Origin of the sequence: Agromyces protaetiae (assembly GCF_004135405.1) — a bacterium.
Classification (GTDB): domain Bacteria; phylum Actinomycetota; class Actinomycetes; order Actinomycetales; family Microbacteriaceae; genus Agromyces; species Agromyces protaetiae.
Window position 1 is genome coordinate 276,283 of the sequence record NZ_CP035491.1, and the last position, 25,550, is coordinate 301,832.

Annotated in this window: 27 protein-coding genes, 1 tRNA gene and 1 pseudogene; 13 read left to right on the top strand and 16 right to left on the bottom strand. The window is 70.5% G+C overall.

The features are described from left to right. Nucleotides 1–35 precede the first annotated feature (35 nt). A complete protein-coding gene (locus tag ET445_RS01265; protein ID WP_129188113.1) occupies nucleotides 36–1,691 on the top strand; it encodes a flavin monoamine oxidase family protein in 1,656 nt (551 codons plus the stop codon). Between the two features lie 48 nt (nucleotides 1,692–1,739). On the opposite strand, the pseudogene ET445_RS18550 reads toward ET445_RS01265, so the two are convergent. From ET445_RS18550 to ET445_RS01285, 5 genes and pseudogenes are all read right to left on the bottom strand, one after another. Further along, a pseudogene (locus tag ET445_RS18550) lies at nucleotides 1,740–2,402 on the bottom strand (Pr6Pr family membrane protein); the annotation flags it as partial. A gap of 19 nt (nucleotides 2,403–2,421) precedes the next feature. Continuing rightward, nucleotides 2,422–3,228: an amino acid ABC transporter ATP-binding protein gene (locus ET445_RS01270; protein WP_129188115.1), complete on the bottom strand. Its 807-nt coding sequence runs from the start codon at nucleotides 3,226–3,228 to the stop codon at nucleotides 2,422–2,424. Continuing rightward, nucleotides 3,215–3,880, bottom strand: a complete 666-nt coding sequence (locus tag ET445_RS17495) for an amino acid ABC transporter permease (RefSeq protein ID WP_208008490.1) — start codon at nucleotides 3,878–3,880, stop codon at nucleotides 3,215–3,217. The genes ET445_RS01270 and ET445_RS17495 overlap by 14 nt, the downstream gene beginning before the upstream one ends. Nucleotides 3,881–3,952: 72 nt before the next feature. Next, nucleotides 3,953–4,774, bottom strand: coding sequence for an amino acid ABC transporter substrate-binding protein (locus ET445_RS17500; protein ID WP_129188117.1), 822 nt, complete (start codon nucleotides 4,772–4,774; stop codon nucleotides 3,953–3,955). Nucleotides 4,775–4,914: 140 nt separating this feature from the next. After that, nucleotides 4,915–6,120, bottom strand: a complete 1,206-nt coding sequence (locus tag ET445_RS01285) for an acyl-CoA dehydrogenase family protein (protein WP_129188118.1) — start codon at nucleotides 6,118–6,120, stop codon at nucleotides 4,915–4,917. A 211-nt stretch (nucleotides 6,121–6,331) separates the two neighbouring features. On the opposite strand from ET445_RS01285, the gene ET445_RS01290 reads away from it, so the two are divergent. After that, nucleotides 6,332–7,693, top strand: a complete 1,362-nt coding sequence (locus tag ET445_RS01290) for an NAD-dependent succinate-semialdehyde dehydrogenase (RefSeq protein ID WP_129188120.1) — start codon at nucleotides 6,332–6,334, stop codon at nucleotides 7,691–7,693. 13 nt (nucleotides 7,694–7,706) lie between these two features. On the opposite strand, the gene ET445_RS01295 is transcribed toward ET445_RS01290, so the two are convergent. Further along, entirely contained in the window at nucleotides 7,707–8,063 is a 357-nt protein-coding gene (locus ET445_RS01295) for an iron chaperone (RefSeq protein WP_129188122.1), read from the bottom strand. Nucleotides 8,064–8,098: 35 nt separating this feature from the next. Here ET445_RS01295 and ET445_RS01300 point away from each other — a divergent pair, with 35 nt between their 5' ends. The 3 genes from ET445_RS01300 to ET445_RS01310 all read left to right on the top strand — a co-directional run bounded on the left by ET445_RS01300 (nucleotide 8,099) and on the right by ET445_RS01310 (nucleotide 9,910). Next, nucleotides 8,099–8,368 carry an acylphosphatase gene (locus ET445_RS01300; RefSeq protein WP_129188124.1) on the top strand — a complete coding sequence of 90 codons (270 nt, stop codon included), beginning with the start codon at nucleotides 8,099–8,101 and terminating at the stop codon, nucleotides 8,366–8,368. A 209-nt stretch (nucleotides 8,369–8,577) separates the two neighbouring features. Beyond that, entirely contained in the window at nucleotides 8,578–9,315 is a 738-nt protein-coding gene (locus tag ET445_RS01305) for an SDR family oxidoreductase (protein ID WP_129188125.1), read from the top strand. A gap of 4 nt (nucleotides 9,316–9,319) precedes the next feature. Further along, on the top strand, nucleotides 9,320–9,910 hold the full coding sequence (locus ET445_RS01310) for a TetR/AcrR family transcriptional regulator (protein ID WP_129188127.1): 591 nt from the start codon (nucleotides 9,320–9,322) through the stop codon (nucleotides 9,908–9,910). Nucleotides 9,911–10,194: 284 nt separating this feature from the next. On the opposite strand, the gene ET445_RS01315 is transcribed toward ET445_RS01310, so the two are convergent. The 3 genes from ET445_RS01315 to ET445_RS01325 form a co-directional block, all read right to left on the bottom strand. Next, nucleotides 10,195–11,400 (bottom strand): acyl-CoA dehydrogenase family protein, encoded by a 1,206-nt coding sequence (locus tag ET445_RS01315; protein ID WP_129188129.1) that lies wholly within the window; start codon nucleotides 11,398–11,400, stop codon nucleotides 10,195–10,197. Further along, nucleotides 11,400–12,494, bottom strand: a complete 1,095-nt coding sequence (locus ET445_RS01320; protein ID WP_129188131.1) for a phosphotransferase family protein — start codon at nucleotides 12,492–12,494, stop codon at nucleotides 11,400–11,402. Before ET445_RS01320 ends, ET445_RS01315 begins: the two co-directional genes overlap by 1 nt. Before the next feature lie 127 nt (nucleotides 12,495–12,621). Then, nucleotides 12,622–13,290, bottom strand: coding sequence for a QsdR family transcriptional regulator (locus tag ET445_RS01325; protein ID WP_129188133.1), 669 nt, complete (start codon nucleotides 13,288–13,290; stop codon nucleotides 12,622–12,624). A gap of 153 nt (nucleotides 13,291–13,443) precedes the next feature. Between ET445_RS01325 and ET445_RS01330 the strand changes: the two genes are divergently transcribed. Then, complete coding sequence (locus ET445_RS01330) at nucleotides 13,444–14,676, top strand: acyl-CoA dehydrogenase family protein (RefSeq protein WP_129188135.1); 1,233 nt, start codon at nucleotides 13,444–13,446, stop codon at nucleotides 14,674–14,676. 176 nt (nucleotides 14,677–14,852) lie between these two features. On the opposite strand, the gene rplA is transcribed toward ET445_RS01330, so the two are convergent. The 5 genes from rplA to ET445_RS01355 all read right to left on the bottom strand — a co-directional run bounded on the left by rplA (nucleotide 14,853) and on the right by ET445_RS01355 (nucleotide 17,658). Continuing rightward, nucleotides 14,853–15,542: a 50S ribosomal protein L1 gene (rplA, locus tag ET445_RS01335; RefSeq protein WP_129188137.1), complete on the bottom strand. Its 690-nt coding sequence runs from the start codon at nucleotides 15,540–15,542 to the stop codon at nucleotides 14,853–14,855. Between the two features lie 147 nt (nucleotides 15,543–15,689). Then, the gene (gene rplK / locus ET445_RS01340) at nucleotides 15,690–16,118 is read right to left on the bottom strand and encodes a 50S ribosomal protein L11 (protein ID WP_129188139.1); all 429 of its coding nucleotides are present in this window, start codon (nucleotides 16,116–16,118) and stop codon (nucleotides 15,690–15,692) included. A 151-nt stretch (nucleotides 16,119–16,269) separates the two neighbouring features. Further along, nucleotides 16,270–17,205: a transcription termination/antitermination protein NusG gene (gene nusG / locus ET445_RS01345; RefSeq protein WP_129188141.1), complete on the bottom strand. Its 936-nt coding sequence runs from the start codon at nucleotides 17,203–17,205 to the stop codon at nucleotides 16,270–16,272. Between the two features lie 64 nt (nucleotides 17,206–17,269). Continuing rightward, a complete protein-coding gene (gene secE, locus ET445_RS01350; protein ID WP_129188143.1) occupies nucleotides 17,270–17,545 on the bottom strand; it encodes a preprotein translocase subunit SecE in 276 nt (91 codons plus the stop codon). 40 nt (nucleotides 17,546–17,585) lie between these two features. Continuing rightward, nucleotides 17,586–17,658, bottom strand: a tRNA-Trp gene (locus ET445_RS01355). A 231-nt stretch (nucleotides 17,659–17,889) separates the two neighbouring features. On the opposite strand from ET445_RS01355, the gene ET445_RS01360 reads away from it, so the two are divergent. The 5 genes from ET445_RS01360 (at nucleotide 17,890) to ET445_RS01380 (ending at nucleotide 21,629) form a co-directional block, all read left to right on the top strand. After that, nucleotides 17,890–18,147, top strand: coding sequence for a hypothetical protein (locus tag ET445_RS01360; protein ID WP_129188145.1), 258 nt, complete (start codon nucleotides 17,890–17,892; stop codon nucleotides 18,145–18,147). 34 nt (nucleotides 18,148–18,181) lie between these two features. Beyond that, nucleotides 18,182–18,487, top strand: a complete 306-nt coding sequence (locus tag ET445_RS01365; RefSeq protein ID WP_129188147.1) for a hypothetical protein — start codon at nucleotides 18,182–18,184, stop codon at nucleotides 18,485–18,487. Nucleotides 18,488–18,858: 371 nt separating this feature from the next. Further along, nucleotides 18,859–19,632 (top strand): Pr6Pr family membrane protein, encoded by a 774-nt coding sequence (locus ET445_RS01370; protein ID WP_129188149.1) that lies wholly within the window; start codon nucleotides 18,859–18,861, stop codon nucleotides 19,630–19,632. Nucleotides 19,633–19,636: 4 nt separating this feature from the next. Continuing rightward, the gene (gene dgt, locus ET445_RS01375; protein WP_129188151.1) at nucleotides 19,637–21,070 is read left to right on the top strand and encodes a dGTP triphosphohydrolase; all 1,434 of its coding nucleotides are present in this window, start codon (nucleotides 19,637–19,639) and stop codon (nucleotides 21,068–21,070) included. Nucleotides 21,071–21,212: 142 nt separating this feature from the next. Beyond that, the gene (locus ET445_RS01380) at nucleotides 21,213–21,629 is read left to right on the top strand and encodes a hypothetical protein (protein WP_129188153.1); all 417 of its coding nucleotides are present in this window, start codon (nucleotides 21,213–21,215) and stop codon (nucleotides 21,627–21,629) included. A gap of 78 nt (nucleotides 21,630–21,707) precedes the next feature. Here ET445_RS01380 and ET445_RS01385 read toward each other — a convergent pair whose 3' ends face one another. After that, nucleotides 21,708–22,154, bottom strand: coding sequence for a hypothetical protein (locus ET445_RS01385; protein WP_129188155.1), 447 nt, complete (start codon nucleotides 22,152–22,154; stop codon nucleotides 21,708–21,710). A gap of 114 nt (nucleotides 22,155–22,268) precedes the next feature. On the opposite strand from ET445_RS01385, the gene ET445_RS01390 reads away from it, so the two are divergent. After that, nucleotides 22,269–23,495, top strand: a complete 1,227-nt coding sequence (locus ET445_RS01390; RefSeq protein WP_129188157.1) for a pyridoxal phosphate-dependent aminotransferase — start codon at nucleotides 22,269–22,271, stop codon at nucleotides 23,493–23,495. Nucleotides 23,496–23,630: 135 nt separating this feature from the next. Here ET445_RS01390 and ET445_RS01395 read toward each other — a convergent pair whose 3' ends face one another. Further along, entirely contained in the window at nucleotides 23,631–24,530 is a 900-nt protein-coding gene (locus ET445_RS01395; RefSeq protein ID WP_129188159.1) for a LysR family transcriptional regulator ArgP, read from the bottom strand. Between the two features lie 71 nt (nucleotides 24,531–24,601). On the opposite strand from ET445_RS01395, the gene ET445_RS01400 reads away from it, so the two are divergent. Further along, on the top strand, nucleotides 24,602–25,417 hold the full coding sequence (locus tag ET445_RS01400) for a LysE/ArgO family amino acid transporter (protein ID WP_243695279.1): 816 nt from the start codon (nucleotides 24,602–24,604) through the stop codon (nucleotides 25,415–25,417). Nucleotides 25,418–25,550: the final 133 nt, after the last annotated feature.

Here is a 25,550-nt window from a genome sequence, read left to right on the forward strand (position 1 = left end):
GGGCGGTCCCGTTGCGCACTGGCTAGCCTGAACCCATGGACTCGCAGGGCGCCGCCGAAGGCATCCCCCGACGCGGCTTCCTCGCAGCGGCCCTCGCGGGTGTCGCGACGGTCGTCCTCGCGAGCTGCACGGCCGAGCCCGCGCCGACCCCCACGCCGACGCGCACGCCCACGCCGAGCCCCACTCCGACCCCGACGCCCACGCCACTGCCGCCCGGCATCCCCGAGCCGACGGCGTTCCGCCGCACCCGCTGGAGCGCCGACCCGTACGCACGCGGCGCGTTCAGCTTCGACCAGGTCGGCACGACGCCCGAGCTGCGCGAGACGCTCGCGACCCCCGTCGACGACCGCATCTGGTTCGCGGGCGAGGCGTGCTCGACGGACGCGCCCGGCACGGTGCAGGGCGCCTTCGAGTCGGGCGCGCGCGCGGCCTCCGAGATCATGCGCGTGGCGCAGCGGGGCGAGCGCATCGCGATCGTCGGCGCCGGCGTCGCAGGCCTCGCCGCCGCACGGGCGCTCTCGCGATCGTCGCGCGACCTCGAGGTCGTCGTGGTCGAGGCGCGCGACCGGGTCGGCGGCCGCATCCACTCCGTCGACGACGGCGCGTTCGAGCGCACGATCGAACTCGGCTCGCCGTTCGTCGACCGCGACGGCGCCCTCGACGGACTCCTCGACGACGCCGGCGTCGAGACGACGCCCGTCGCGCCGCCGACCGAGGCGCGCGTCGCCCCGACGCACGAGTGGGTGGGCGTGCAGTCGACCGGCGACGAAGCCCTCGCGGTCGCGTCGACCTGGGCGCACGAGGCGCCGTACGACACGAGCCTCGCCTCGGCGCTCGCCCAGACCGGCGCCGACGCGCTCTCGACCGAGCCCCAGGCCGACGGCGTCTCGCCCGCCGACTGGCTCGAGTGGTCGCTTCGCACCTCGATCGTGCCCGCGACCGCCGCCGAGCCCGAGCGGCTCTCGGCCAAGCGTCTCGACCTCGGTCGCATCCAGCGGGGCCGGCAGCTCGCCCGCACCCCGCTCGCCGGCCTCGTCGACGAGCTCGCGGCCTCGGCGGACATCGCGCTCTCGAACGTCGTCCGCCGCATCGCCCGCGTAGGCGACCGCGTGAGCCTGCGGTTCGAGACAGGCGAGTCGCTGCGCGTCGACCGCGTCGTCGTCACGGCCCCTCTCGGCGTGCTGAAGACCGACACGATCGAGTTCGAGCCGCGTCTGCCGCGTGCGCATCAGCGCGCGATCTCGGTGCTCGGCATGGGCGCGGTCGATCTCGTGTGGCTGCGGTTCGACGAGGCGTTCTGGCGGTCGGATGCCCCGGCTGACGGCGATCTCCCCCGCGACGTGCTCACCGTGGTCGGGCCCGTCGAGGCGCCGCCGGTCGTCGCCGATCCGTCCGACGGCGCGGGCGACGAGGCATCCGACGACGCCACGGGCGACGCGCCCGACGCAGACGAGCCGGCCCCCGCCCTCGACCGCCTCGTGAACGCGTGGATCGACGTGGGCCTCGCCGACGACGAGCCCGTGCTCGTCGGCATCGTCGCGGGCGAGCGCGCGGGGCGCCTCGAGGCGCTCAGCGACGACGAGTCGCTCGCGGCCGTGCTCGAAGACCTCCGGCCGTTCCTTCCGGCGGAGTCGCCGGTCGAACCGCCGCCGCTCGAAGACTCCCCTCAGGGTGAGCCACCGGTTCACTGAGACCAGCACGCTCGTGATCGCCACGAAGATCACGAGGCACAAGAGGCAGTAGAGGGCGACCCCGAGCCATCCGCCGACCTGCGTCTGGTCGAGGAAGAAGTACGGATACCAGCCGACGTCCTCGCCGCGCACGAGCGTGTACACGAGCCACACCGACGGGAACACGAGCACCCACCCGACGGTCGACCACGGCACCGCGGGGTTCACCGCGAGGATGCTGTCGACCGTCCACGCGATGAGCGCGAGGCCCGGCACGACGAAGTGCAGGAGCGTGTCGCTCCACGGCACATCGACCCGGTAGTCGCGCGTCGACGCCTGCATCACGATGACGCCGAACACGATGCCCGACACGAGCACGTACACCGTGACCATCGTGCGCACGACGCCGAGCCACGCGGGGTCGCGCGGCAGCGCGATGGCCGTCCACCCTGCGACGAGCAGCACCGCCACGGCGGCGAACGCCGACTGGATCGTGAAGTAGCTGAAGAAGTTCGAGGTCGCGAAGAAGCGGAACCCGAGCACGTACTGGAAGTTGCCGAAGAGCGCGACGACTTCGAGCGCGGCGATCGCGAGACGGAAGACGCCCAGCATGCGCCGGGCGCGGCGGATGTCACGGGGCGGACGCGTGCTCGCGGCAGGAGCGCCGCTCGAGACATCCGGGCCGATCGCGCTCTCGTCCCGCGCGTCGACGGTCGATCCGCGCGGGCTCATCCCCCAACGCTACGCCCGGTCAGTCGAACGGACGCAGCAGCCGGTCGAGGAAGCGCCGAGTCCGCTCCTCTTTCGGATTCGTCAGCAATTCGGCGGGCGCCCCGCGCTCGACGATCACGCCGCCGTCGAGGAACACGACCTCGTCGGCGACCTGACGCGCGAACCCGATCTCGTGCGTGACGATGACCATCGTCCAGCCCTCGTCGGCGAGTTCGGTGATGACGTCGAGCACCTCGCCGACCAGCTCGGGGTCGAGCGCGCTCGTCGGCTCGTCGAAGAGGAGCAGGTCGGGTTGGAGCGCGAGCGCCCGCACGATGCCGACCCGCTGCTGTTGCCCGCCCGACAACTCGAACGGGTACGCGTCGCGCTTCTCGGCGAGCCCGACACGCGCGAGCAGCCCTTCGGCGCGTGCGATCGCCTCGGCCTTCGGCACGCGCTTGACGTGGACCGGCCCCTCGATGACGTTCTCGATGACCGTCATGTGGGGGAACAGGTTGTGGTGCTGGAACACCATCGCCGACCGGTCGCGCATCGCGAACCGCACGGCCTTCGGCAGGCCGCCCCTCGCGCCGCGTCCGCTCGCCACTGCCGCGGCGAAATCGACCAACGGGCCCTCGGCGAAGGCGACCGTGCCGCCGTCGGGGATCTCGAGCCCGTTGAGCGAGCGGAGCACGGTCGTCTTGCCCGACCCGCTCGGACCGATGAGCGCGACGACCTCGCCGCGGCGCACGTCGAGGTCGACGCCGCGCAGCACCTCGTGGTCGCCGAACGACCTGCGGAGCCCGCGAACGGTCACGACCGCGGACGATGCGTCAGTGTGCGACATAGCGGTCGAGCCTCCTCTCGATGCGCGACTGCCCGGCCGACAGCGCGAGGCAGAAGATCCAGTAGATGAGCGCCGCCTCGAGGTAGATCAGCATGAACTCCTGGCTGAACGCCGCGATCTCCTGCGCCTTGCGGAACAGTTCGGTCACGAGGATGAGCGAGGCGAGCGACGTGTCTTTCACGAGCGAGATGAAGGTGTTCGAGAGCGGCGGCACCGACACGCGCGCGGCTTGCGGCAGGATGATCCGCCGCAGCGTCTGCGCGTTCGACATGCCGATCGTGTACCCGGCCTCCCACTGGCCCTTGGGCACCGACAGGATCGCGGCGCGGATCACCTCGGCGGCGTAGCCGCCCACGTTGAGCGAGAACGCCGCGATCGCGCTCGGCCACGGGTCGATGAGCACGCCGATCTTCGGCAGCCCGTAGAAGATCACGAAGAGCTGCACGAGGAGCGGCGTGCCGCGGATGATCGAGATGTACGCGCGCGCGAGCCACGACACGACCCGGATGCGCGAGAGGCGCGCGAGCGCGACGCCGAGCGCGAGCACGAGTCCGATCGCGAACGACGCGAGTGCGAGCGGGATCGTCCCCGTGATGCCGGCCCAGAAGAGCGGCCAGAACGAGTCGAGGAACAGCTGCCAACCGGATGTCACAGGCCACCGCCTTCCAGAACGGGACGCAGCCCGGAGCCGCGAAGGGCGCCGGGCCGCGTTCGCGTCACGAGATTACTTGGAGACGTCTTCGCCGAAGTACTTCTCGCCGAGCGCGGCGAGCGTGCCGTCCTCGGAGAGTTCGGCGAGCGCCTGGCCGACCCGCTTGACGAGGGCGGTCTTGTCTTTCGTGAAGGTCAGGGCGCTGAGCGAGGGGTCGTCGGTCTCGGCGGCGATTTTGAGGCCCGAGGCGCCGTTCGTCTTCACGTAGTCGAGGTAGGTGAGCTTGTCGTTGACGGTCGCGTCGACGCGACCCTGCTGGAGGAGTTCGACGGCCTGCGCCCAGCCCTCGACCGCTTCGACGTTCGCGCCCGAGTCCTGCGCGAGGGTGTACCAGTTGCTCGTGAGCGACTGCGCGGTCGTCTTGCCCGAGAGATCTGCGAAGCTCGCGATGGTCGAGTCGTCCTTCACGACGATGACGCCCGGCGAGACCGTGTAGGGCTGGCTGAAGAGGTATTTCGCCTGGCGCTCTTCGTTGATCGAGACCTGGTTGGCGATGACGTCGAACCGACCGGCGTCGAGGCCCGCGAAGATCGCGTCCCACTGGGTCTCCTGGAACTCGACCTCGAGGCCGAGCTTGTCGGCGACCGCCTCGGCGACCTCGACGTCGTAGCCCACGAGGTCGCCCGAGCCCTCGTCGTGGTAGCTGAACGGGCGGTAGGTGCCCTCGGTCGCGACCGTGAGCGTGCCGTCCTTCACGAGTCCGAGGCCGGGCTCTTCGACCGGTCCGCCGACGGCGCCGCCTGGGCCGAGGTTCGAGCACGCCGACAGCGCGACGAGCGCGACGGAAGCGGCGGCGAGGCCGAGGACGGTGCGGACGCGGCGAGCGCGGGTCATGGACAGGCTCCTTCATGGGGGTCTTCGGATGCCTCGGGGCGAGGGTGCTGCCCCGAAGCGACATGACAGTCCATCACGTCCGGCATGCATCCCCCAATCGGGTGACGTTCCGTGGCGTGCCGCGTCGGCACGCGCGCCCGTCAGAACGCGCTGAGCCCCGTGAGCGCCCGTCCGAGCACGAGCTGGTGCATCTCGTCGGTGCCCTCGTACGTCCGCACCGACTCGAGGTTCGCGGCGTGCCGCATGACGGGGTACGCCGCCGTGATGCCGTCTCCCCCGAGGATCGTGCGCGCCGTGTGCACGATCCCGAGCGCTTCGCGCACGGCGTTGAGCTTGCCGACCGACACTTGCGCGGGTGTGAGCGCGCCGCGCGCCTTGAGCCTGCCGAGGTGGAGGGCGAGGAGCATCCCCTTCTCGAACTCGACGAGCATGTCGGCGAGCTTCGCCTGGGTCAGCTGCTTGGCGCCGATCGGCCCGCCGAAGACCTCCCGCGACACCGACCGCTCGATCGCCGCATCCAGGCACGCGCGCGCTGCACCCATGGCGCCCCACACGATGCCGTAACGGGCGTCGTTCAGGCACGTGAACGGCGCCGCCATGCCGATCGCGTCGGGCAGCATCGCCGCGTCGGGTACGCGCACGTGGTCGAGCACGACGTCGCACTGCACGCTCGCGCGCATCGAGAGCTTGCCCGCGATGGGCGTCGCCTCGAACCCCTCGGTCTCAGTCGGCACGAGGAACCCCCGCACGGCGCGCCCGCCCGCTTCGACGGGCTCAGCGGACTCGTCCTCGCCCACGACGCGCGCCCACACGAGCGCGACGTCGGCGACCGACGCCAAGCCGATCCAGCGCTTGCGCCCCTCGAGCACCCACTCGTCGCCGTCGCGGCGGGCGATCGTCAGCATCGACCCCGGATCGCTGCCGCCCTGGGGCTCGGTGAGCGCGAAGCATCCGAGGATCTCGCCCGCGGCCATGCCGGGCAGCAGATCCTCCTTCTGGTCGTCGCTCCCGTAGCGCGCGATGGCGCCCATGACGAGCGAGCCCTGCACCGACACGAGCGTGCGCCACCCCGAATCGCCGGCCTCGAGCTCGTGCGCGACGAGCCCGTACGAGACGGGGCCGGCCCCGGCGCATCCGTACCCCTCTATCATCATGCCGAGGAAGCCCGCCTCGCCGAGCGCCGGCACGACCTCGGCGCGGAAGTACGCGTGCTCCCAGTCGTCGTCGATGACGGGCAGGATGCGCTCCCGCGTGAACGCGCGCGCCCGCTTCCGCCACGCGAGTTCATCGGCTTCGAGCAGGGCATCGAGGTCGAAGACCTCGTCGATGCGGGATGCGACGGTCACGGTGGCCCCTTCCAGCCGGATGCCTCGACGATACCGAGCGGCGCAGCCGGCGTCTCCCCGTACCGCGCCCGCTGTACGGCGCGTCGAAACGACGCCGCGGATGCGACATCCCGTCGATGCGTTCGCGGTGCCCGCAGCCGTAGGCTGTCGGCACAGTGTGCACCGCCGCCGGCCCTCGGCGAGCGCGATGCACCGTCGAAGAAGGAGCCTCATGAGCTACGCCGTGGTCAATCCGGCTACCGGAGAGACGATCAAGACCTACCCGACCTTGACCGACGACGAACTCGTCGCGGCGATCGGCGCGGCCGACGCCGTCCAGCGCGACTGGATCCCGACGACGACCGTGACCGAACGCGCCGCGCTCATCCGCCGCGTCGGCGAGCTCCACGTCGAACGTCGGCAGGAACTCGGCGAGCTCGCCGTGCGCGAGATGGGCAAGCCCATCGAGCAGGCGCTCGGCGAGGTCGACTTCGCGGGCGCGATCTACGAGTACTACGCCGACCACGCCGACGAGTTCACCGCGAACGAGCCCATCGCGCTCGAGGGCGAGGGCGAGGCGTACGTCAAGAAGTCGCCGCTCGGCGTGCTCCTCGGCATCATGCCGTGGAACTTCCCGTACTACCAGGTCGCCCGCTTCGCCGGGCCGAACCTCGTGATCGGCAACACGATCCTCCTGAAGCACGCCGAGCAGTGCCCCGAGTCGTCGGCGGCGATCGCACAGATCTTCCTCGACGCGGGCTTCCCGGCGGGCGCCTACACGAACCTCTACGCGTCGCACGAGCAGATCGAGCAGGTCATCGCCGACCCGCGCGTGCAGGGCGTCTCGCTCACGGGCTCCGAGCGCGCCGGCGCGAAGGTCGCCGAGATCGCGGGCCGGAACCTCAAGAAGGTCGTGCTCGAGCTCGGCGGCTCCGATCCGTTCATCGTGCTCTCGACCGACGACCTCGATGCGACGGTGCAGAACGCCGTCGACGCGCGCCTCGACAACAACGGCCAGTCGTGCAACGCGCCCAAGCGGTTCGTCGTCGCCGACGCGCTCTACGAGCCGTTCCTCGAGAAGTTCACGGCGAAGCTCGCCGAGATCGAGACGGGCGACCCGACGTCGTCCGACACGGCGCTCGGCCCGCTGTCGTCGCTCAAGGCCGCCGAGGGGCTCGACGCGCAGGTCAAGCGCGCGATCGAGCACGGCGCGAAGCTCGTCCACGGCGGGCAGCGCGACGGCGCGTTCTTCCAGACGACGGTGCTGACGGATGTCTCGCTCGACAACCCGGCCTCGAAGGAGGAGTTCTTCGGGCCCGTCGCACAGGTGTTCCGCGCGGCCGACGAAGACGACGCCGTGCGCATCGCGAACGACACCCCGTTCGGCCTCGGATCGTACCTCTACACGACGGACCGCGAGCAGGCGCTGCGGGTGGCCGACAAGATCGAGGCCGGCATGGTCTACGTCAACATCGTGCTCGCCGACAGCCCCGAGCTGCCGTTCGGCGGCGTGAAGCGCAGCGGTTCGGGCCGCGAGATGGGCCGATACGGCGCCGACGAGTTCGTCAACAAGAAGCTCATCCGCATCGCGTAGCGCGAGACATCCGCTACTTGTCCTTTGCCGCGTCGATCTCGTCGCGCCGCATCAGCACGATGCGCTCGACGAGGTCGACGGGCAGCGGATGCTCCGCGCTGAAGCGGATCGTGCCCTTCGAGAACGAGTACCCGTCGAGTTCGCCCGACACGGCGTCGACGACCGCGGGGCTGAACGGGTAGAGCCCGAGGTGCGCCTTCGCCTGCATGACGGCGACGAGCGGCGAGTCGCGGTACCGGAGGGCCGGCATGCCGTAGCTTCGCCCTTCGGATGCCTCGGGCACGAGGTTCCTCGCGCGTGCGTAGATCGCGTCGATCGCGTCCCGGTCGGGGCCGTCGATGCCGTCCAGGTAGTCCTGCAGTTCCCCCATGGCGGGCATCCTACTCGCGGCGGTATCGTCGCCCCATGGTGCGCGTTCACGTGACCGTGCACGGTCGCGTGCAGGGGGTGGGGTTCCGCTTCAGCGCGCGCGTCGAGGCGCAGCGGCTCGGAGTGTCGGGGTGGGTGCGCAACCGCTCCGACGGCGCGGTCGAGGCCGAGCTTGAGGGAGAGTCGGCCGCGGTCGAGTCGATGCTCGAGTGGTTCGACGAGGGTCCGCCCGGGGCATCCGTCACCTCGCTTTCGAGTGCCGAGATCGAGCCCACGGGCGCGCGGGGCTTCCGCGTCGCGGACTGAGCCGCGCGCCCCGCGCGCGGTTTGTCGGACATTCGCGCCTTTGTCGGACACGAGCGCGCTCCCACGTCCGACAAACACACGAATGTCCGACAAACTGCGGAGCGGGACGAATGTGCGGTGCTGGGCTCCCCGACCGCGTGCTATCGTGCAAACCGACCGGACGGTTTGCCCCCTGAGCGCCCCGGTGAACCACGCGAAAGGATGCAACGGTGCAGCGCTTCGAGAACAAGGTCGCCCTCATCACGGGTGCGAGCCGGGGCATCGGCCTCGCGATCGCCAAGCGGCTCGTCGACGAGGGCGGCTCGGTCGTCATCACGGGCCGCAAGCAGGAGGGCCTCGACGCGGCGCTCGCCGAGCTCGGCCCCCGAGCTTCCGCCGTCGCGGGCCGCGCCGACGACGCCGAGCACCGCGCCGCCGTGTACGCCCACATCGCGGAGCGCCACGGCCGCCTCGACCACCTCGTGAACAACGCGGGCATCAACCCGATCTACGGCCCGCTGCAGACGGTCGACATCGCGGCCGCCCGCAAGATCCTCGACGTCAACGTCATCGCGACCCTCGAGTGGACGCGCGACGCCGTCGCCGCGGGCCTCACGACCTCGGTCGTGAACCTCTCCTCGGTCTCAGCGCTCGCCGCGAGCCCGGGCATCGCCTTCTACGGCATCTCGAAGGCCGCCCTCGTGAACCTCACGATGCAGCTCGCCGTCGAACTCGCCCCCGGCCTGCGTGTCAACGCCGTCGCACCCGCCGTCGTCAAGACGGTGTTCGCCGCCGCGCTCTACGAGGGCCGCGAGGCCGAGGTCGCCGCACAGTACCCGCTCGAGCGTCTCGGCGTGCCCGACGACGTGGCCGGCCCGGTCGCGTTCCTCCTCTCCGACGACGCCGCGTGGATCACGGGCCAGACGCTCGTCATCGACGGCGGCGTCGGCGTCAAGGCGATGGGCTGAGCGGATGACCCGGGGGGATGTCGCGGGGTCGATCACGCGGGCTGCGGTCGAACTGTTCGCCGCTCAGGGCTACGCGCCCACGAGCGTCGCGCAGATCGTCGCGGCCGCGGGCGTCACCAAAGGCGCGATGTACCATTACTTCCAGTCGAAGGACGACCTGCTCTTCGGCATCTACGACCGCATTCTCGCCCTCCAGCAGGAGCGGCTCGATGCGATCGTCGAGCGCGGCGGCGACGTCGAAGACGTGCTCCGCGCCGTGTGCGAAGACGTGCTCATGACCTCGATCGAGCACCTCGACGAGGGAATCGTGTTCTTCCAGAGCCAGCACCTGTTGAGTCCCGAGCGCCGCGCCGAGGTCGCGCGCCGCCGTCGCTCGTACCACGACGCCTTCGCCGCGATCCTTCGGCGCGGCCGCACCGAGGGGCGGTTCCGGAGCGACGTGCCCGAGGCGCTCCTCGTCGCGCACTTCTTCAGCGACGTGCACTACCTCGCCCAGTGGTACTCCCCCGAGGGGCCGCAGAGCGCCGACACCGTCGCAGGCGAGCTCGCCGAGCTGTACCTCGCGAGCCTGCGGCCGACCCCGGCGGTCGAGTAGCCGTACCGTCGCGCCCGCCTGCGGGGGGTTGCCTCCTGCCTGTCGGTTCTCCCTCTGCGCGCAGGTACCTTCTGGCCACACAGCCGCGGCACTCCGGCACCGCGCCTTGAAGATTCCGCGATGCGGACTGCGCGCATCGCAGGTGCTTCATTCCACGCGGCACTCCGGCACCGCGCGCCGGCTGAGAGACCCTTCCGCGCTCGCACGTCGAGCGTTGCAGGTCGCCGAGGTCGGCACCCTGCACCCGGCGCGCGCGTGGGCTTCCGCCGAGGGCCGCGCCGTGATCAGGCTCGTCCGAGCTCGGCCTTGCCGAGGGCGTTCAGGTGCACCTCGTCTGGGCCGTCGGCCAGCCGGAGGGCGCGTGCGCCCGCGAAGAGCTCGGCGACGGGGACATCCGACGACAGCCCGGCGGCGCCGAAGACCTGGATCGCGCGATCCAGGATCTCTTGCACCGCTCGCGGCACGGCGATCTTGATCGCCTGGATCTCGGTCATGGCCTTGCGGTTGCCGACCGTGTCCATGAGCCACGCGGTCTTCAAGACCAGCAGGCGAAGCGCTTCGAGCTGGATGCGCGACTCGGCGACCCACTGCCGCACGACGCCCTGCTCGGCGATCGGCCGCCCGAACGCGACGCGCTCGTTCGCGCGCGAAACGACGAGCGCGAGCGCCCGCTCGGCCATGCCGAGAGCGCGCATGCAGTGGTGGATGCGTCCGGGTCCGAGGCGGGCCTGCGCGATCGCGAATCCGTCGCCCTCGCCGCCGATGAGGTTCGCGGCCGGCACGCGCACGTCGTGGAACACGATCTCGGCGTGCCCGCCGTGGTCGCGGTCGTCGTACCCGAAGACCGTGAGCGGCCGCACGATCTCGACGCCCTCGGTGCCGCGCGGCACGAGGATCATCGACTGCTGGCGGTGGCGCGGGGCATCCACGTCGGTCTTGCCCATGACGATGAAGATCGCGGCATCCGGATTCATCGCGCCCGTCGACCACCACTTGCGACCCGTGATCACATACTCGTCGCCGTCGCGCACGATGCGGGTCGCGATGTTCGTCGCGTCGGAAGACGCGACGTCAGGCTCGGTCATGCAGAACGCCGAGCGGATGCGCCCGTCGAGCAGGGGCTCGAGCCACTCCGTCTTCTGCGCGTCGGTGCCGAACTCGGCGAGGAGCTCCATGTTGCCCGTGTCGGGCGCCGCGCAGTTGAACGAGACCGGGCCGAGCTTGGGGCTCCATCCCGTGAGCTCGGCGATGGGCGCATACTGCAGGTTCGTGAGACCCGCGCCGCCCTCACCTGGCAAGAACAGGTTCCAGAGGCCCTGCTCACGCGCCGACGCCTGGAGCTCGCGCACGATGGGGCGCAGGTTCCACTTGCCGGGCGTCTCGGCGAGCTGCTCCTCGAGAACCGCCTCGGCGGGGATCACCCGGTCGTGGATGAACGCGCGCACGCGCTCGACGAGGTCGGCGGTGGCGGGGTCGGGTGCGAACTCCATCAGCGAACCGCCGCCCCGAGCTGCGCGAGCCCCTCGTTCGCGAGCGGCACGACGAGCGCGCTGACGTGCTCGTAGCCAGCGCCGACGGTCTTGCCTGCCGTGAAGCGCAGGTGGATGCCCTCGAGGATGACGGCGAGCTTCGCCGCCGCGAACGCGCGATACCACGAGAGGTCGGGCACGTCGATGCCCGCGCGGGCCGCGTAGGCGGCGACGAGCGCGTCGAAGGTCGGATGCCCCGCCTCGACGTCGACCGCGCTCGGCGCGATCGCACGGCCGCCGGGGAGGTCGGCGATGCCCCAGTAGAGGCCGAGCATGCCGAGGTCGACGAGCGGGTCGCCGAGGGTCGCCATCTCCCAGTCGAGCACGGCGACGATGCGGGGCTCGTCGCCCTCGCCCGCGACGATCGCATTGTCGAGGCGGTAGTCGCCGTGCACGATGCCCGTGCGTGGGTTCTCGGGCAGCCGGTCACCGAGCGCTTCGAGCAGGCGGTCGAGTTCGGGCAGTTCGCGCGAGCGGGATGCCTCGTACTGGCGGTGCCAGGTCGACATCTGCCGCGCGAGGTAGCCCTCGGGCTTGCCGAACGACTCGAGCCCGACCGCGGCGGGGTCGACGGCGTGCAGGTCGGCGAGCGTCTCGGCGAGGTTCGCCCCGAGACGCGCGAGTCCCGCCGGGCTGAACGCAGCGTTCTGCGTGCGGCTCGCGAGCACGCGGCCCTCGACGAACTCCATGACGAAGAACGGGGTGCCCGTGACGAGCTGCGTCTCGGTGTCGTCGACGACGTCGACGACGGGCGGCACCGGCACGCCGGTCCCCGCGAGGGCCGAGATCACGCGGTGCTCGCGGAACATGTCGTGCGCACTCGCGAGCACGTGCCCGAGCGGCGGGCGGCGAAGCACGAGCGGGCGCGCGGCGCCGTCGACCCGGTAGGTGAGGTTCGAGCGGCCGCCCGCGATGAGGCGCACATCGAGCGGCGCGTCGGCCGAGTCGAGGAGTTCCGGATGCTCCGTGGCGAGCCACTGCGCGAGACCGCGCACGTCGACGCCGGGCGGGTCTTGCCGCTCGCCGGGCTCGTTCGCCGTGGTGCTGTCCGTCATCGTCGACCGCCTCTCGTCCGGGCGAGGCATCCGCGCCGCGCCCGCGTCAGGCTAGCATACCGTCCGGTCGGTTTGGCATCACCCGCGGGTCGAGTAGCGACGAAGGAGCGCATCGAGACCCCGAACCTCAGTCCGCCCGCAGCAGCACCCGGAACGCCGTCCTCGCCCGCTCGACGCTCGGCGGCTCACCGGCGATCTGGTCGGCATACGTGAACGACTCCGACACGCGCGCGAGGAGCGTCGCGAGGTCGTGCGCCCCGATCGCGCCGTCGAGCGGCTCGTCGCCCATGTCGCGCCGCACGAGGAACTCGATCGTCGCGACGTACCGCCGCTGGATCTCGGAGTCGCGCGTCGTCTGCAGCCGCAGCGCCCGGCTCGGCTCGCGCCGCGAGAACTCGCGGAAGTAGTCCGAGCCCGACAGGTCGTCGACGAAGTGGGTGAGAAGCTCGGCGACGCGCTCCGCGCCCTCGTAGTCGGCGACCGCCTGCTCAGCCTGCACGAGCGTCGGGACGGCGAGCGACCACAGCACCTCGCTCAAGAGCGCGTCGCGGTTGCCGACCCACCGGAAGAGCGACGTCCGGTCGACGCCGAGGCGCGCGGCGAGCGCGCCCATGTCGATGCGCTTGCCCGAGATGAAGGTCTCGCGCGCGAACCCGAACGCGCGCACGGCGTCGTCGTGCACGCCCGGCACGAGTCGCTGCGAGAGCCACGAGGGGGCGACCTCGAGGCCGACGTTCGCGATCGTGAGCGGCGCGGCCGAGGGAGCCGTCAGCGCGGCCGGTGGAGCGGAGGGCATGTCGGAAGCCTAACCCGACGGGCGAGGCGGCCCGCGTTCATCCCCAGGCGTCGACCCCGAGGCATCCGGTGATCACCCGGCGATCCGCCCGAGGTGCAACATTCAGGAGAATGATGCATACTCGTGAAGCGATCAATGACGATAGGGAGAAACATGACGCTCACGATCGACCCGACCGAGTCGGGCGAGGCCCGCCCTGCCGCTCGGCTCGACGCCGACTTCTACGGGTTCCAGTCGAAGCTCAGCGCCCAGGAGCTCGACTCGCTCCGCCGCATTCGCGAGTTCCTCGAGCTCGAAGTCCGCCCCGGCGCCGACCTGCACTGGGAGGAAGCGCGCAGCCCCCGCCACCTCGTCCCGGCGTTCGCCGAGCTCGGCCTCTACGGGCCTAACATCCCCGAGGTCCGCCACTTCGAGAACAGCGCCGTGTACCGCGGCTGGCTCGCCCTCGAGATCGCGCGCGTCGACCCGTCGACGGCGACCTTCATGGGCGTCCACTCGGGCCTCGCCATGAACGCCCTCTTCGTCGGCGGCTCCGACGAGCAGCGGGCCGAATGGCTCCCCGCCATGAGCCGCGGCGAACTCCTCGGCGCCTTCGGCCTCACCGAGCCGAACCACGGCTCCGACACGTCGAAGGGCCTCGAGACGACCGCGACCCGCCGCACGAACGCCGACGGCGGCGACGAGTGGGTGCTGAACGGCGCGAAGCGCTGGATCGGCAACGCGACCTTCGCCGACATGGTCGTCATCTGGGCGCGCGACACCGCCGACAACCAGGTCAAGGGCTTCATCGTCCGCCAGCCCGCCGTCGGATTCACGGCGACGAAGATCGAGCGCAAGCAGTCGCTCCGCGCCGTCGAGAACGCCGACATCGTCCTCGAGGACGTCGTCGTCCCCGAGTCCGACCGCCTCCAACGCATCGACTCGTTCCGCGACCTCTCGGTCATCCTGCGCCTCACGCGCGCGGATGTCGCGTGGCAGGCCATCGGCGTCGGCGTCGGCGCGTACGAGGCAGCCCTCGCCTACGCGAAGACCCGCGTGCAGTTCGGCAAGCCCATCGCGTCGTTCCAGCTCGTGCAGCAGAAGCTGTCCGACTCGCTCGCCGACATCACGGCGTCGATCGCGATGTGCACGCGCGTGTCCGAGATGCTCGACGAAGACGTGCAGCTCGACCACCACTCGGCGATGGCGAAGGCGTTCGTCACGCGCCGCATGCGCGAGGTCGTCGCCCGCTGCCGCGAGCTCCTCGGCGGCAACGGCATCCAGCTCGACCACGGCGTCGCCCGCTTCTTCGCCGACGCCGAGGCGCTCTACACGTTCGAGGGCACGTACGACATGAACACCCTCATCGTCGGTCGCGCGATCACGGGCATCCAGGCGTTCGTCTGAGTCTCCCGATACCCACATCGCGCACCGGGTGAGGACGACGGATGCCGGAATCCGGCGTGGGATTCCGGCATCCGTCGTCCTCATGCGAGATGTGCGCTGGGGAGAGCCGGGCCGGGCCGGGTACGACGAAGGGTCCGCCGGAAACCGGCGGACCCTTCAGAACGTGAGCGTCAGACTCAGATGGCGTTGACGTCCAGCGGGATGCCCGGGCCGAACGTGGTCGACACGGCGCCCTTCTGGATGTAGCGGCCCTTCGCGCTCGACGGCTTGAGACGGAGGACCTCTTCGAGGGCGGCCTTCAGGTTGTCGTTGAGCTGGTCGGTCGAGAACGAGGCCTTGCCGACGACGAAGTGCACGTTGGCGTGCTTGTCGACGCGGAACTCGATCTTGCCGCCCTTGATGTCTTCGACGGCCTTCGCCGTGTTGGGCGTGACCGTGCCGGTCTTCGGGTTGGGCATGAGGCCGCGCGGGCCGAGCACCTTGCCGAGACGGCCGACCTGGCCCATGAGCTCGGGGGTAGCGACGGCCGCGTCGAACGCGGTGTAGCCGGCGGCCACCTTCTCGATGAGCTCGGCGCCGCCGACCTCGTCGGCGCCGGCAGCGATCGCGGCCTCGGCCGCGGGGCCGGTCGCGAACACGATGACGCGGGCGGTCTTGCCCGTGCCGTGCGGGAGGATGACCGTGCCGCGCACCATCTGGTCGGCCTTGCGGGGGTCGACGCCGAGCTTCAGCGCGACCTCGACGGTCGAGTCGAACTTGCCCGAGCCGGTCTCCTTCGCGAGCGCGACGGCGTCGGTCGGAGCGTAGAACTTGCCGGCCTCGATCTTCTCGGCCGCGGCCCGGTAGGCCTTGGACTTCTGTGCCATGTTGATTCTCCTTGGAGAGAGTGTGGTCATCGCGCCTGGCGGGCGCTGCCACGAATGAGAGTTCTGTGTGACGGATGACTCGGACGAGTCATCCTGCCCGGGGTCTCGATACGCGCTGCGCGCTCCTCGACCGCCGGATCAGCCGAATTACTCGACCGTGATGCCCATCGAGCGAGCGGTGCCCGCGATGATCTTCGACGCGGCGTCGAGGTCGTTCGCGTTGAGGTCGACCATCTTCTGCTCGGCGATCGCGCGGACCTGGTCCTGCGAGAGCTTGCCGACCTTGGTGGTGTGCGGGACGCCCGAGCCCTTGGCGACGCCGGCGGCCTTCTTGATGAGCTCGGCGGCGGGCGGGGTCTTCAGGACGAAGGTGAAGCTGCGGTCTTCGTAGACCGTGATCTCGACGGGGATCACATTGCCGCGCTGCGACTCGGTCGCCGCGTTGTAGGCCTTGCAGAACTCCATGATGTTCACGCCGTGCTGACCCAGCGCCGGACCGATAGGCGGTGCGGGGTTGGCGGCGCCGGCGTTGATCTGAAGCTTGATCAGACCGGTGACCTTCTTCTTCGGTGCCATGATTTCTCTCTTTCTGATCGAACGCCCGGGTGGCCCGGGCACTCTCCCGCGGGCCCGGCGGATCCGGGTCGCGGTGGTTTGGGGGAAGCGCTTCGACGCGCAGGCTCACGCGCCTGCGGAGCGCAACCTGTCAATGATAGCGGAGGATTCCTTAGAGCTTGGTGACCTGGTCGAAGCTGAGCTCGACCGGAGTCTCGCGCTCGAAGAGCGAGACGAGCACGGTGAGCTTGCCGCTCTCGGGCTTGATCTCGCTGATCGTGCCGGGCAGGCCCGCGAACGAGCCGTCCTTGATCGTGATGGTCTCGCCGATCTCGAAGTCGACCTCGGCGGGGAGCTGACGCGAGGCGCCGGCCGAAGCCCCGCCCTTCGCGCCCTTGGCCGCCGGGACGTCGGCGATCTCGACGAGGCTCTTCAGCATGTTGAAGGCCTCTTCGAAGCGCAGCGGCGTGGGGTTGTGGGCGTTGCCCACGAAGCCCGTGACGCCGGGGGTGTGGCGGATGACCGACCACGAGTCTTCATTCAGCTCCATGCGCACGAGCACGTAGCCCGGGATGCGCACGCGCGTGACCATCTTGCGCTGGCCGTTCTTGATCTCGACGACGTCTTCCATCGGCACTTCGACCTGGTAGATGTAGTCGGCCATGGCCATCGACTCGCGGCGCTGCTCGATGTTCGCCTTCACGCGGCGCTCGAAGCCCGCGTAGGAGTGGATGACGTACCACTTGCCCGGAAGGAAGCGGAGCTCGGCGCGGAACTCGGCGTACGGGTCGGCGTCGGCTTCGGACTCCGCCTCTTCGTCTTCGGTCGCCTCGACGGCGGCCTCGGCCTCGTCGAGGGTGTCGACCTCGAGTGCCTCGTCGACGACGCGGTCGGCCTCGGGGTCGGATGCTTCGGCGATCGCGTCGAGGACGGCGTCGAGGTCGACCTCGTTGCCCTCGTCGTCGACGACGTGCACGGCGAGGTGCTCGGCTGCCACGACGGTGTCTTCGTCGTGCTCGAGCGTCGAGCCCTCCTGGGCCTCGTCGTCGTCGGCTGCCTGCTCGGCCGCGGTCGCCCAATCGACGTCGTCGCGCTCGTACTTCGTCACGTTGTGATCCTTCTCTCTGCCCGGGCGGAACCCGGGGGTCACGCCTTCGGAGCCGAGGCTCCGATCAGACGCCTGGCTGCCCGAAGACCCACAGCACCAGGAAGCTCGCAATCTGGTCGAGCCCCCACACGATCGCCATCATGATGATGACGAACACGAGTACCACGATCGTGAAGCTGACGAGCTCCTTGCGAGTCGGGGTGACGACCTTCTTCAGCTCGGCGAAGACCTGCCTGATGAACAGGGCGATCCGTGCGAACGGGTTCCGCCGCGCCTCGCGCTCGCGCTTGGCATTGGCGACGACGTCCTCACTGGGTTCGTCGATGACTTTCCGGGCCACTCGTATTCCCTTTCGTGGGCCGGCATTCACTGCCGGCTCGCAGGGCGGACAGGACTCGAACCTGCAACCTGCGGTTTTGGAGACCGCTGCTCTACCAATTGAGCCACCGCCCTCCGGAAGCGGGTGCTTCCTTCGGAATGCTACGGCCTTTTCCGCACTTCGAGACCCGGAATCGGGCACAGAGAAGCTTGGTTGAGAACCGCAACCTCAGCAAGTTTAGGTGACGGATGCCCCACCGCCAAACCGTGTCCGGAACGGGCGCACCGACCCCTGTCTCGCGACCCTCGCCGCGGCGTACACTCGCGTCGTCGGCGACCGGCGTCGACCGACAGCGGGGAGAAGCGATGGCGGTCCTGTTGTACGGGCGGCTGCTGACGGTGGATGCCACGGCTGCGCGTTACGCGTACGGGCGCGACCGTTCGGTGTGGATCGAGCCCGACCGGGCCGACGGCATCGTCGTGATCCCGGTCGCGCACCCCGAGGACTGGTACGTCGAGGGGACCGAGCAGCGCCTCAAGCCGGCCGCGGCTCTCGTGCACAAGGCCCGCAAGTCGTTCCGCACCGACGGGGCGTGGCCCGAGGGCGTCGCGTTCAACGCGTGAGCCGACCTGTGGACGGATGCGGCCCGAGCGTCCCATGGAACACCCCGAGGAATTCTCTGGTCCGACACCTGACAACGCCCTCAGTCTCGGACCGACACCTGGATTCCATCCGGACGGCACGATCGATCCGACCGCCTTCAAGACTGCGTCCGATGAGGCGTTCTTCTGGTCGGGTCGTTCCAATGGCATCGGCGGGGCCGATGTGGCAGGAGTGTACGCGTCGGACTTCGGCGGGACGACGCTCGAACAGCTCATGGAGCGGCGCGGCATCGAGATGCCGGAGTGGAATCCCGATGACCCCGATGTGGTCGGCACCTGGAAGGCGGCATCCGCGGCGTAAGCTGACGGAACTTCCGGAACGGTGCGCGTCGTTCTGGGTGACACGCTCCGACCTGGAAACGTCTGGGAGACGGCTGAGTTCCCGGCGCTCGTGCAAAACCCCGACGTGGATCGCATCGTCCGTGTGGACCCATCGACCGGCTCGCCGCCACCCGTGGCTGTCACCCGCGGCTCTCGACGCACTGCAGTGGGCGTTCACCTTCGCGTGGCGATGATCCTCAGCACTGGAACGCCGCAGTTCGCGGATGACGGATCCAGCGGATGGTCCGGGCCGTTGGCCGACGCGGCAGACGCGCTCCGAATCGACCAGGGCTGAGGCGGCCCCGGTTGGGTGCACGCCGCCGTGTCACCCGCATCCCCTACCATCGGTGCATGGTGCTTGCTGATCGCCGAGTCGCGCTCGTCTACCGCGTCATCGCGACCGGGTTCATCGGGGCGGCGATCTTGTTCGCGTTCGGGGTCTTCGACGGCGCGCCGTCGATCGACGCGCTGAAGTTCTACACGACGGTCAGCAACGTCATCTGCTTCGTGTGGATCCTGCTCGTGCTGGCCCGCACGATCGCCGACCTCCGCACGCGCGGAGCGCGGGGGTGGTCGAGTCCGTCGCCTCGGTTCGCCGGGGTCGTCATGATGGCGATCACGGTCACGATGCTCATCTACCTGATCATCCTGGCGCCGACGCCGCCCGTCGACGGGTACGAGCGCTTCACGCTCAGCGACACGCTCCTGCACGTCGTCACGCCCTCGCTCGTCATCGTCGACTGGCTCGTGTTCCACCCGAAGGGTCGGCTGCGGTGGATCGACCCCGTGCTGTGGGCGATCGTGCCGTGGGCGTACCTCGTGTGGGCCTTCGCCGCGGGCGCGCTCGGGCTCGTCACGTGGGAGGCGGGCAATCCGTTCCCGTATCCGTTCATGGATGTCTCGACCCTCGGCCTCGGCGGGGTGGCCGCATGGATCGGCGCGCTCTCGGTCGCGCTCATCGGCGTGGGATACGTCTACGTCGCGCTCGATCACGGGCTCGCACGCGTCGGGCGCGGGAGCGCCGCGCCGGGCGCCGACAAGCGAGACGCCGGCGAGACATCCGGCCCCGACAGATCCGGCCCTGAGACATCCAGCACCCCGCTGCCCGAGGGCGCCGAGGTCTAGGCCGATGCCGGCCGAGCGCGGCAGCCGCAGGTTCGCCGAGCCTCGCGCGAGCTTCGAGGTCACGGGCGAGCACTCGCAGTTCCGCCTGGACCTCGAGCGCATCCGGTTCTCGCCGTACTTCTCCCGGCTGTCGGCGGTGACGCAGGTCATCGCGCAACCGGGCGCGGGCCCCCTCATCCACAATCGGCTGACGCACTCGATCAAGGTCACGGCGGTCGCGCGCGCGATCGCGGTGGGCTTCGCGGACGTCTCGTCGCCCGCCCATGCGCTCGCCCTCCGTCATGGGTGCGACGCGGTCGTCGTGCAGGCCGCGGCGAGCGCGCACGACCTCGGGCACCCGCCGTTCGGGCACCTCGGCGAGCGCGTGCTCGACCGGCTCGCGCGCGAGACGCTGGGCCTCGCCGACGGGTTCGAGGGCAACGCGCAGACCTACCGCATCATCACGGCGCTGGATGTCTCCGAGGCCGCCCCCGTGGGCCTGAACCTCACTTCTGCGGTGCGCGCGGGGGTCGCGAAGTACCCGTGGACGAGGCACGTCGACACCGCCGTATTCGGTGACGGACCGCTCCCCCGCGGGCTCCGGCGCGCCGACGACGGCTCGGTCGAGGCGCCCAAGTTCTCGGCGTACGACCTCGACGCGGCCGACCTCGACGCCGCGCGCGGCGGGCTCGCGCCGTTCGAGCAGTCGCTCGAGTGCTCGGTCATGGACCTCGCCGACGACATCGCGTATTCGATCCACGACGTCGACGACTTCTACCGGGCGGGCCTCCTCAGCCAGGGAGCGGTCGCGCGCGAGTTCCGCGGGTGGATCGAGGATTCGGGCGGCCTCCGACTGCTGGGCGACGACACACTCGCATTGCGCACGGCTCCGCCGGGAGCGGCGCTCGAGTCCCTCCGTCGCAAGCTCCACCGGTCCGACCCGTGGATCGCCTCCGAGGACGCATTCGCCGCCGCGGTCGACGTCGTCGCCGACGATCTCGTCGACGGACTCCTCGCGACGCCGTTCGACGGGTCGATCGCGTCGGAGCGCGCACTGTCGTCGTTCACGAACCGCTGGATCGGGCACCTGCAGACCTCGGTCGTGCCGGCACCCGAGGGCGTCGTCCGGTCGGGGCTCGTGTCGCTCGACCGGCAGGCGTGGCACGAGGTCGAGATCCTGAAGTTCGTGCACCGGCACTTCATCCTCGACCGCGCCGACATCGCGATGTACCAGCGCGGGCTCAGCCGCGTGCTCACGCGGGCGGTCAAGGGCCTGACGGCGTGGATCACCGACGACGTCGACCGCTACCGCGTGCCCGTGCGGCTGCGCGAACTCGTCGAGCTCGCGACCGAGGGCTACGAGCGGTTGTCGTCGGATGCCTCGGACGGGCGTCTGCCGTCGGGGGCGCCCGCCCCGAGGCATCCGCCGTCCACCGTCTCGGCATCGGGCGCGGCGTGATCGACTACGTCGCCTCGCTCTCCGACGACCAGGCGCTCGCCGTGTCGGAGGCCATCGACGGGCGACCCGACCGACTGTGGGACATCGGGCAGAACCTGTAGCCGCGGTTGAGCATGTCGGCGGGTCGGTGTTGTCTGGGCGTATGACCAGGAGCGAGGACGGCACACGTTTCGCGATCGATGCCGTCACGGCGCTGCGGCTCGTCCGCGACGAACCCGGGATCGGCGCTCGACGGCTGCTCGTCGGACCGTCGGCGCTGCGCCGCGACGCGATGGCGCTGCTCTACCGCGAGGTGCGCGAGGGCGTGCTCGACGAGCGGACGGCCCGCGAGACGCTCGAGGGGATCGCGACCCTCAAGATCCGCTTGCTCGGCGATCGCGTGTCGCGCGCGACCGCATGGAAGCTCGCCGAGCAGCTCGAGTGGAGCGACCCGAGGCCCGCCGAGTACCTCGCGGTCGCGACTCTGCAGGCCGACGTGCTCGTCGCGGGCGACGAACTCCTCGCGGCAGCCGCAGACGGGATCGTCCCGCTCGCGACCTACGAGCAGCTCGTGCGCTGACCGCACGCGCGCCCAGTGCAGGCACGTGAACCTCTGATGTCGGGCAGAACCTGTAGCGGCGTCGGCCTCGGCGCGGCGTCAGAACGGCGGATTCGCGAGCAGGTGGCGGAGCGCACCCTCGGGGTCGGGCGATTGCAGCACCGTGTGGCCCCTGCGGAGCATGAGCACGTTGTGGCTCGACCGGTCGGTGCCGGTGCTGACACGTGCCGCGACCCCCGCGCGCTCCCACAGCAGCACCGCCTCGAGGGCGAGCTGGAGCAGTGTCGACTCGGGCTGCCCGCCGCTGAACCGGATCGCGGGCACCGTGACGCCGCAGAGCGCCCCGAGGTCTTCGGTCAGGCGGTGCACCCCGCGATCGGGCAACGCCTGCCCGGCGACGTTCCAGAACGCCTGACGGAACAGGAGCGTCGCGACCGTGACCGGATCGGCGTTCCACACGCCCTCGACGCCCGCGAAGAGCGGACCGGGGTGCTGAGTCTGCTGCGGTCGCTGCGGTTGCTCGGGGCTCTGCGGCGGGGCGTCCATGGCGGCAGACTACCGGCGGGCTCCGGCGTCGCCCGCCGCGCTCCAGGTCGAGGTGGAGAACTTCGGATGCTTCGCACAAGGAGCGCCGAGGCATCCGCTCGATAGAATCGCGGGGTGACCCAGAAGCCCCGCCTGTCCGCACGTATCGCAGCCATCGCCGAGTCCGCGACCCTCAAGGTCGACGCGAAGGCCAAGGCACTCCAGGCCGAGGGCCGCCCGGTCATCTCGTACGCGGCGGGCGAGCCCGACTTCCCGACGCCGCCCCACATCGTCGAGGCGGCGCTCAAGGCCGTCGCCGACCCCAAGAACCACCGCTACACGCCCGCGGCCGGCCTGCCCGATCTGCGCGAGGCGATCGCCGAGAAGACGCTCCGCGACTCGGGGCTCGCGGCGACCGCGTCGCAGGTCATCGTCACGAACGGCGGCAAGCAGGCCGTCTACCAAGCCTTCCAGGTGCTCCTCGACGAGGGCGACGAAGTGCTCGTGCCGACCCCCTACTGGACGACGTACCCCGAGGCGATCAAGCTCGCGGGCGGCGTGCAGGTCGACGTCTTCGCGGGCGCCGACCAGGGCTACCTCGTGACCGTCGAGCAGCTCGAGGCCGCGCGCACCGAGCGCACGAAGGTGCTGCTGTTCGTGTCGCCGTCGAACCCGACGGGTGCCGTCTACTCGGCCGAGCAGGTGAAGGCCATCGGCGAGTGGGCGCTCGATCACGGCATCTTCGTCATCGCCGACGAGATCTACCAGAACCTCACCTACGGCGCGCTCGACGAGCCCGTCGGCGGCCCCGGTCCCCGTGCCGTGTCGATCGTCGAGGCCGTGCCCGCGCTCGCCGACTCCACGATCCTCGTGAACGGCGTCGCGAAGACCTACGCCATGACCGGCTGGCGCCTCGGCTGGATGGTCGGCCCCGCCGACCTCATCAAGGGCGCCGCGAACCTGCAGTCGCACCTCTCGTCGAACGTGTCGAACATCTCGCAGAAGGCCGCGCTCGCCGCCCTCACGGGCCCGCAAGAGCCCGTTGAGGCGATGCGCCAGGCGTTCGACCGCCGCCGCCGCACGATCGTCGCCGAGCTCTCGAAGATCGAGGGCTTCGAGGTGCCCGTGCCTCAGGGCGCGTTCTACGTGTATCCGGATGTCTCGGGGCTGCTCGGTCGCGAATGGGGCGGCGTGACGCCGACGAGTTCGCTCGAGCTCGCCGACCTCATCCTCGAGCAGGCCGAGGTCGCCGCCGTTCCCGGCGAGGCCTTCGGCCCGTCGGGCTACCTGCGGTTCAGCTACGCGCTCGGCGACGAGCCGCTCCTCGAGGGCGTGCAGCGGCTGCAGAAGCTGTTCGGCTGAGGCTCGCTGTTCGCTCGGCGCGCTTTCGGGACTCATACGGTGAGTTCTGCACAGCGAGGTGAGTCCCACGTGACCGCAACGTGCAGAACCCACCGCAGAGGCGGGTCAGTGCGCGGCCGGTAGGGTGCCGGCGGCTCAGCGGGCGCGGGCGTCGAGCGTTCTGCGCGCCTCGGCGACGACCGCGTCGGCGATCGTGTCGAGCAGCGGTGAGCGCAGGTTCCACTGCTGCCAGTGCAGCGGGACGTCGATGGGCGGACCGCCGAGCGGCACGAGCGCGCCCGACGCGAGTTCGGCCGCCGACTGGAAACCCGGAAGCATGCCCCAGCCGAGCCCGAGCTTGATCGCGGTCGCGAAGTCGTTGGATGCCGGCACGAAGTGCCGCGGCGGCGTGCGCGGGTCGGCGCCGACGAACCGCAGGAACCCGGTCTGCAGGTCGTCGCGGCGATCGAAGTCGACGACGGGCGCCCGCGAGAGCGCGGCCGGGGTCAGGCCGTTCGGCAACCATCGCGCGAGATAGTCGGGCGTCGCGACCGCGCGGTACCGCATGATTCCGAGCGGTCGCGCGATGCAGCCCGCGACGGGCGTCGCCTGCGACGTGATCGCCGCCATGACGGTGCCCGATTCGAGCAGTTCGGCGGTGAAGTCCTGATCGTCGCGGTGCAGGTCGAAGACGATCGGATGCTCCGCCGCGAGCCCCGCGAGGGCCGGGAGGATCCAGGTGCCGAGCGAGTCGGCGTTGACCGCGAGCGGGATCGTCGTCGGCCGCTCGGGTGCCGCATCGAGGCCGAAGGCCGCGATCGCGTCGTGCTCGAGGAGGGCGAGCTGGCGGGCGAGGCGTACGACGGCTGCGCCCGCATCGGTCGCGTGCACGGGTTTCGTGCGTACGAGGAGCACCCGCCCGAGTTGCTGTTCGAGGGCCTTCACGCGTTGCGAGACGGCCGAGGGCGTGACCCCGAGTGCCCGCGACGCCGCATCGAACGTGCCTTCGTCGACGACGGCGGCGAGGGTGCGGGCCAGTTCGAGCGGGATCTCCATCTGAAGCCATGCTAATGCCGCAACAGAATCCTGAACTGGACTGAATCATGCCTCGCGCCTACCGTCGAGGGGTGGATGTCTCCTCCCTCGCCGCCGGCCTCGGACTCGGCCTCTCGCTCATCATCGCGATCGGCGCCCAGAACGTCTTCGTGCTGCGCCAGGGCATCCGCAGAGAGCACGTCTTCGCCGTCGCCGCGGTGTGCGCTGCGAGCGACCTCGTGCTCATCGCGGTCGGCGTCTCGGGCATCGGCGCCGTGCTCGCGGCCGTGCCGTGGCTCATCGACGCCGTGCGCTGGGCGGGGTTCGCGTTCCTCGTCGGGTACGGGCTGCTCGCGGCCCGGCGCGCGCTCCGGCCGTCGCACGAGACGCTCGTCGTCGACGCAGGGGCGCCGGCCGAGACATCCGATCACCTCGTCTCGCACACTCCCTCCAACGTAATTCAGGAAGGAATCGGCGCCTCGCGGCGCGTTGGCGGCGACACGCCGGGGCACCCGGCGGTTCTTCCTGAATCGCGGGATGTCGGCGGGAGTGCGAGGGACGGCGGGAGCGGGAACGGCCCGACCGTCGCGACGCGCGCGACCGCCGTCGCGACCCGTGCGACCCTCGCTGCGACGATCGCGACGTGCCTCGCCCTCACGTGGCTCAACCCGCACGTCTACCTCGACACGGTGTTCCTGCTCGGCTCGGTCGCGAACACGCACGGCGACGGGCGTTGGTGGTTCGCGCTCGGCGCGGGCGTCGCGAGCATCGTGTGGTTCTTCGCGCTCGCGTACGGCGCGCGGTTCCTCGGCAGGTGGCTCGCGAGCGCGCGGGCGTGGCGCATCCTCGACGGCTGCATCGCGGTCGTCATGATCGCGCTCGGGGTCTCGCTCGTCCTCCCCCACTGAGTTCGTGCTACCGTGTCCGTCATCGTGAGTGCTTTCACCTGTTGCTGCTGTCGCCGATAGGCGGTCGTCTCTCAGACGACCCCAGGGCGCGATTCTTCACGCGCCGCCGACCGCAGCCTCGACTCACGTGCAT

Bases quoted from the DNA above. Each gene is read 5' to 3' on its own strand.
- ET445_RS01265 (WP_129188113.1), top strand. From the start codon at position 36: ATGGACTCGCAGGGCGCCGCCGAAGGCATCCCCCGACGCGGCTTCCTC.
- ET445_RS01270 (WP_129188115.1), bottom strand. From the start codon at position 3,228: ATGTCGCACACTGACGCATCGTCCGCGGTCGTGACCGTTCGCGGGCTC.
- ET445_RS17500 (WP_129188117.1), bottom strand. From the start codon at position 4,774: ATGACCCGCGCTCGCCGCGTCCGCACCGTCCTCGGCCTCGCCGCCGCT.
- ET445_RS01290 (WP_129188120.1), top strand. From the start codon at position 6,332: ATGAGCTACGCCGTGGTCAATCCGGCTACCGGAGAGACGATCAAGACC.
- ET445_RS01295 (WP_129188122.1), bottom strand. From the start codon at position 8,063: ATGGGGGAACTGCAGGACTACCTGGACGGCATCGACGGCCCCGACCGG.
- ET445_RS01300 (WP_129188124.1), top strand. From the start codon at position 8,099: ATGGTGCGCGTTCACGTGACCGTGCACGGTCGCGTGCAGGGGGTGGGG.
- ET445_RS01310 (WP_129188127.1), top strand. From the start codon at position 9,320: ATGACCCGGGGGGATGTCGCGGGGTCGATCACGCGGGCTGCGGTCGAA.
- ET445_RS01315 (WP_129188129.1), bottom strand. From the start codon at position 11,400: ATGGAGTTCGCACCCGACCCCGCCACCGCCGACCTCGTCGAGCGCGTG.
- ET445_RS01320 (WP_129188131.1), bottom strand. From the start codon at position 12,494: ATGACGGACAGCACCACGGCGAACGAGCCCGGCGAGCGGCAAGACCCG.
- ET445_RS01325 (WP_129188133.1), bottom strand. From the start codon at position 13,290: ATGCCCTCCGCTCCACCGGCCGCGCTGACGGCTCCCTCGGCCGCGCCG.
- ET445_RS01330 (WP_129188135.1), top strand. From the start codon at position 13,444: ATGACGCTCACGATCGACCCGACCGAGTCGGGCGAGGCCCGCCCTGCC.
- rplA (WP_129188137.1), bottom strand. From the start codon at position 15,542: ATGGCACAGAAGTCCAAGGCCTACCGGGCCGCGGCCGAGAAGATCGAG.
- rplK (WP_129188139.1), bottom strand. From the start codon at position 16,118: ATGGCACCGAAGAAGAAGGTCACCGGTCTGATCAAGCTTCAGATCAAC.
- ET445_RS01360 (WP_129188145.1), top strand. From the start codon at position 17,890: ATGGCGGTCCTGTTGTACGGGCGGCTGCTGACGGTGGATGCCACGGCT.
- ET445_RS01365 (WP_129188147.1), top strand. From the start codon at position 18,182: ATGGAACACCCCGAGGAATTCTCTGGTCCGACACCTGACAACGCCCTC.
- ET445_RS01370 (WP_129188149.1), top strand. From the start codon at position 18,859: ATGGTGCTTGCTGATCGCCGAGTCGCGCTCGTCTACCGCGTCATCGCG.
- dgt (WP_129188151.1), top strand. From the start codon at position 19,637: ATGCCGGCCGAGCGCGGCAGCCGCAGGTTCGCCGAGCCTCGCGCGAGC.
- ET445_RS01380 (WP_129188153.1), top strand. From the start codon at position 21,213: ATGACCAGGAGCGAGGACGGCACACGTTTCGCGATCGATGCCGTCACG.
- ET445_RS01385 (WP_129188155.1), bottom strand. From the start codon at position 22,154: ATGGACGCCCCGCCGCAGAGCCCCGAGCAACCGCAGCGACCGCAGCAG.
- ET445_RS01395 (WP_129188159.1), bottom strand. From the start codon at position 24,530: ATGGAGATCCCGCTCGAACTGGCCCGCACCCTCGCCGCCGTCGTCGAC.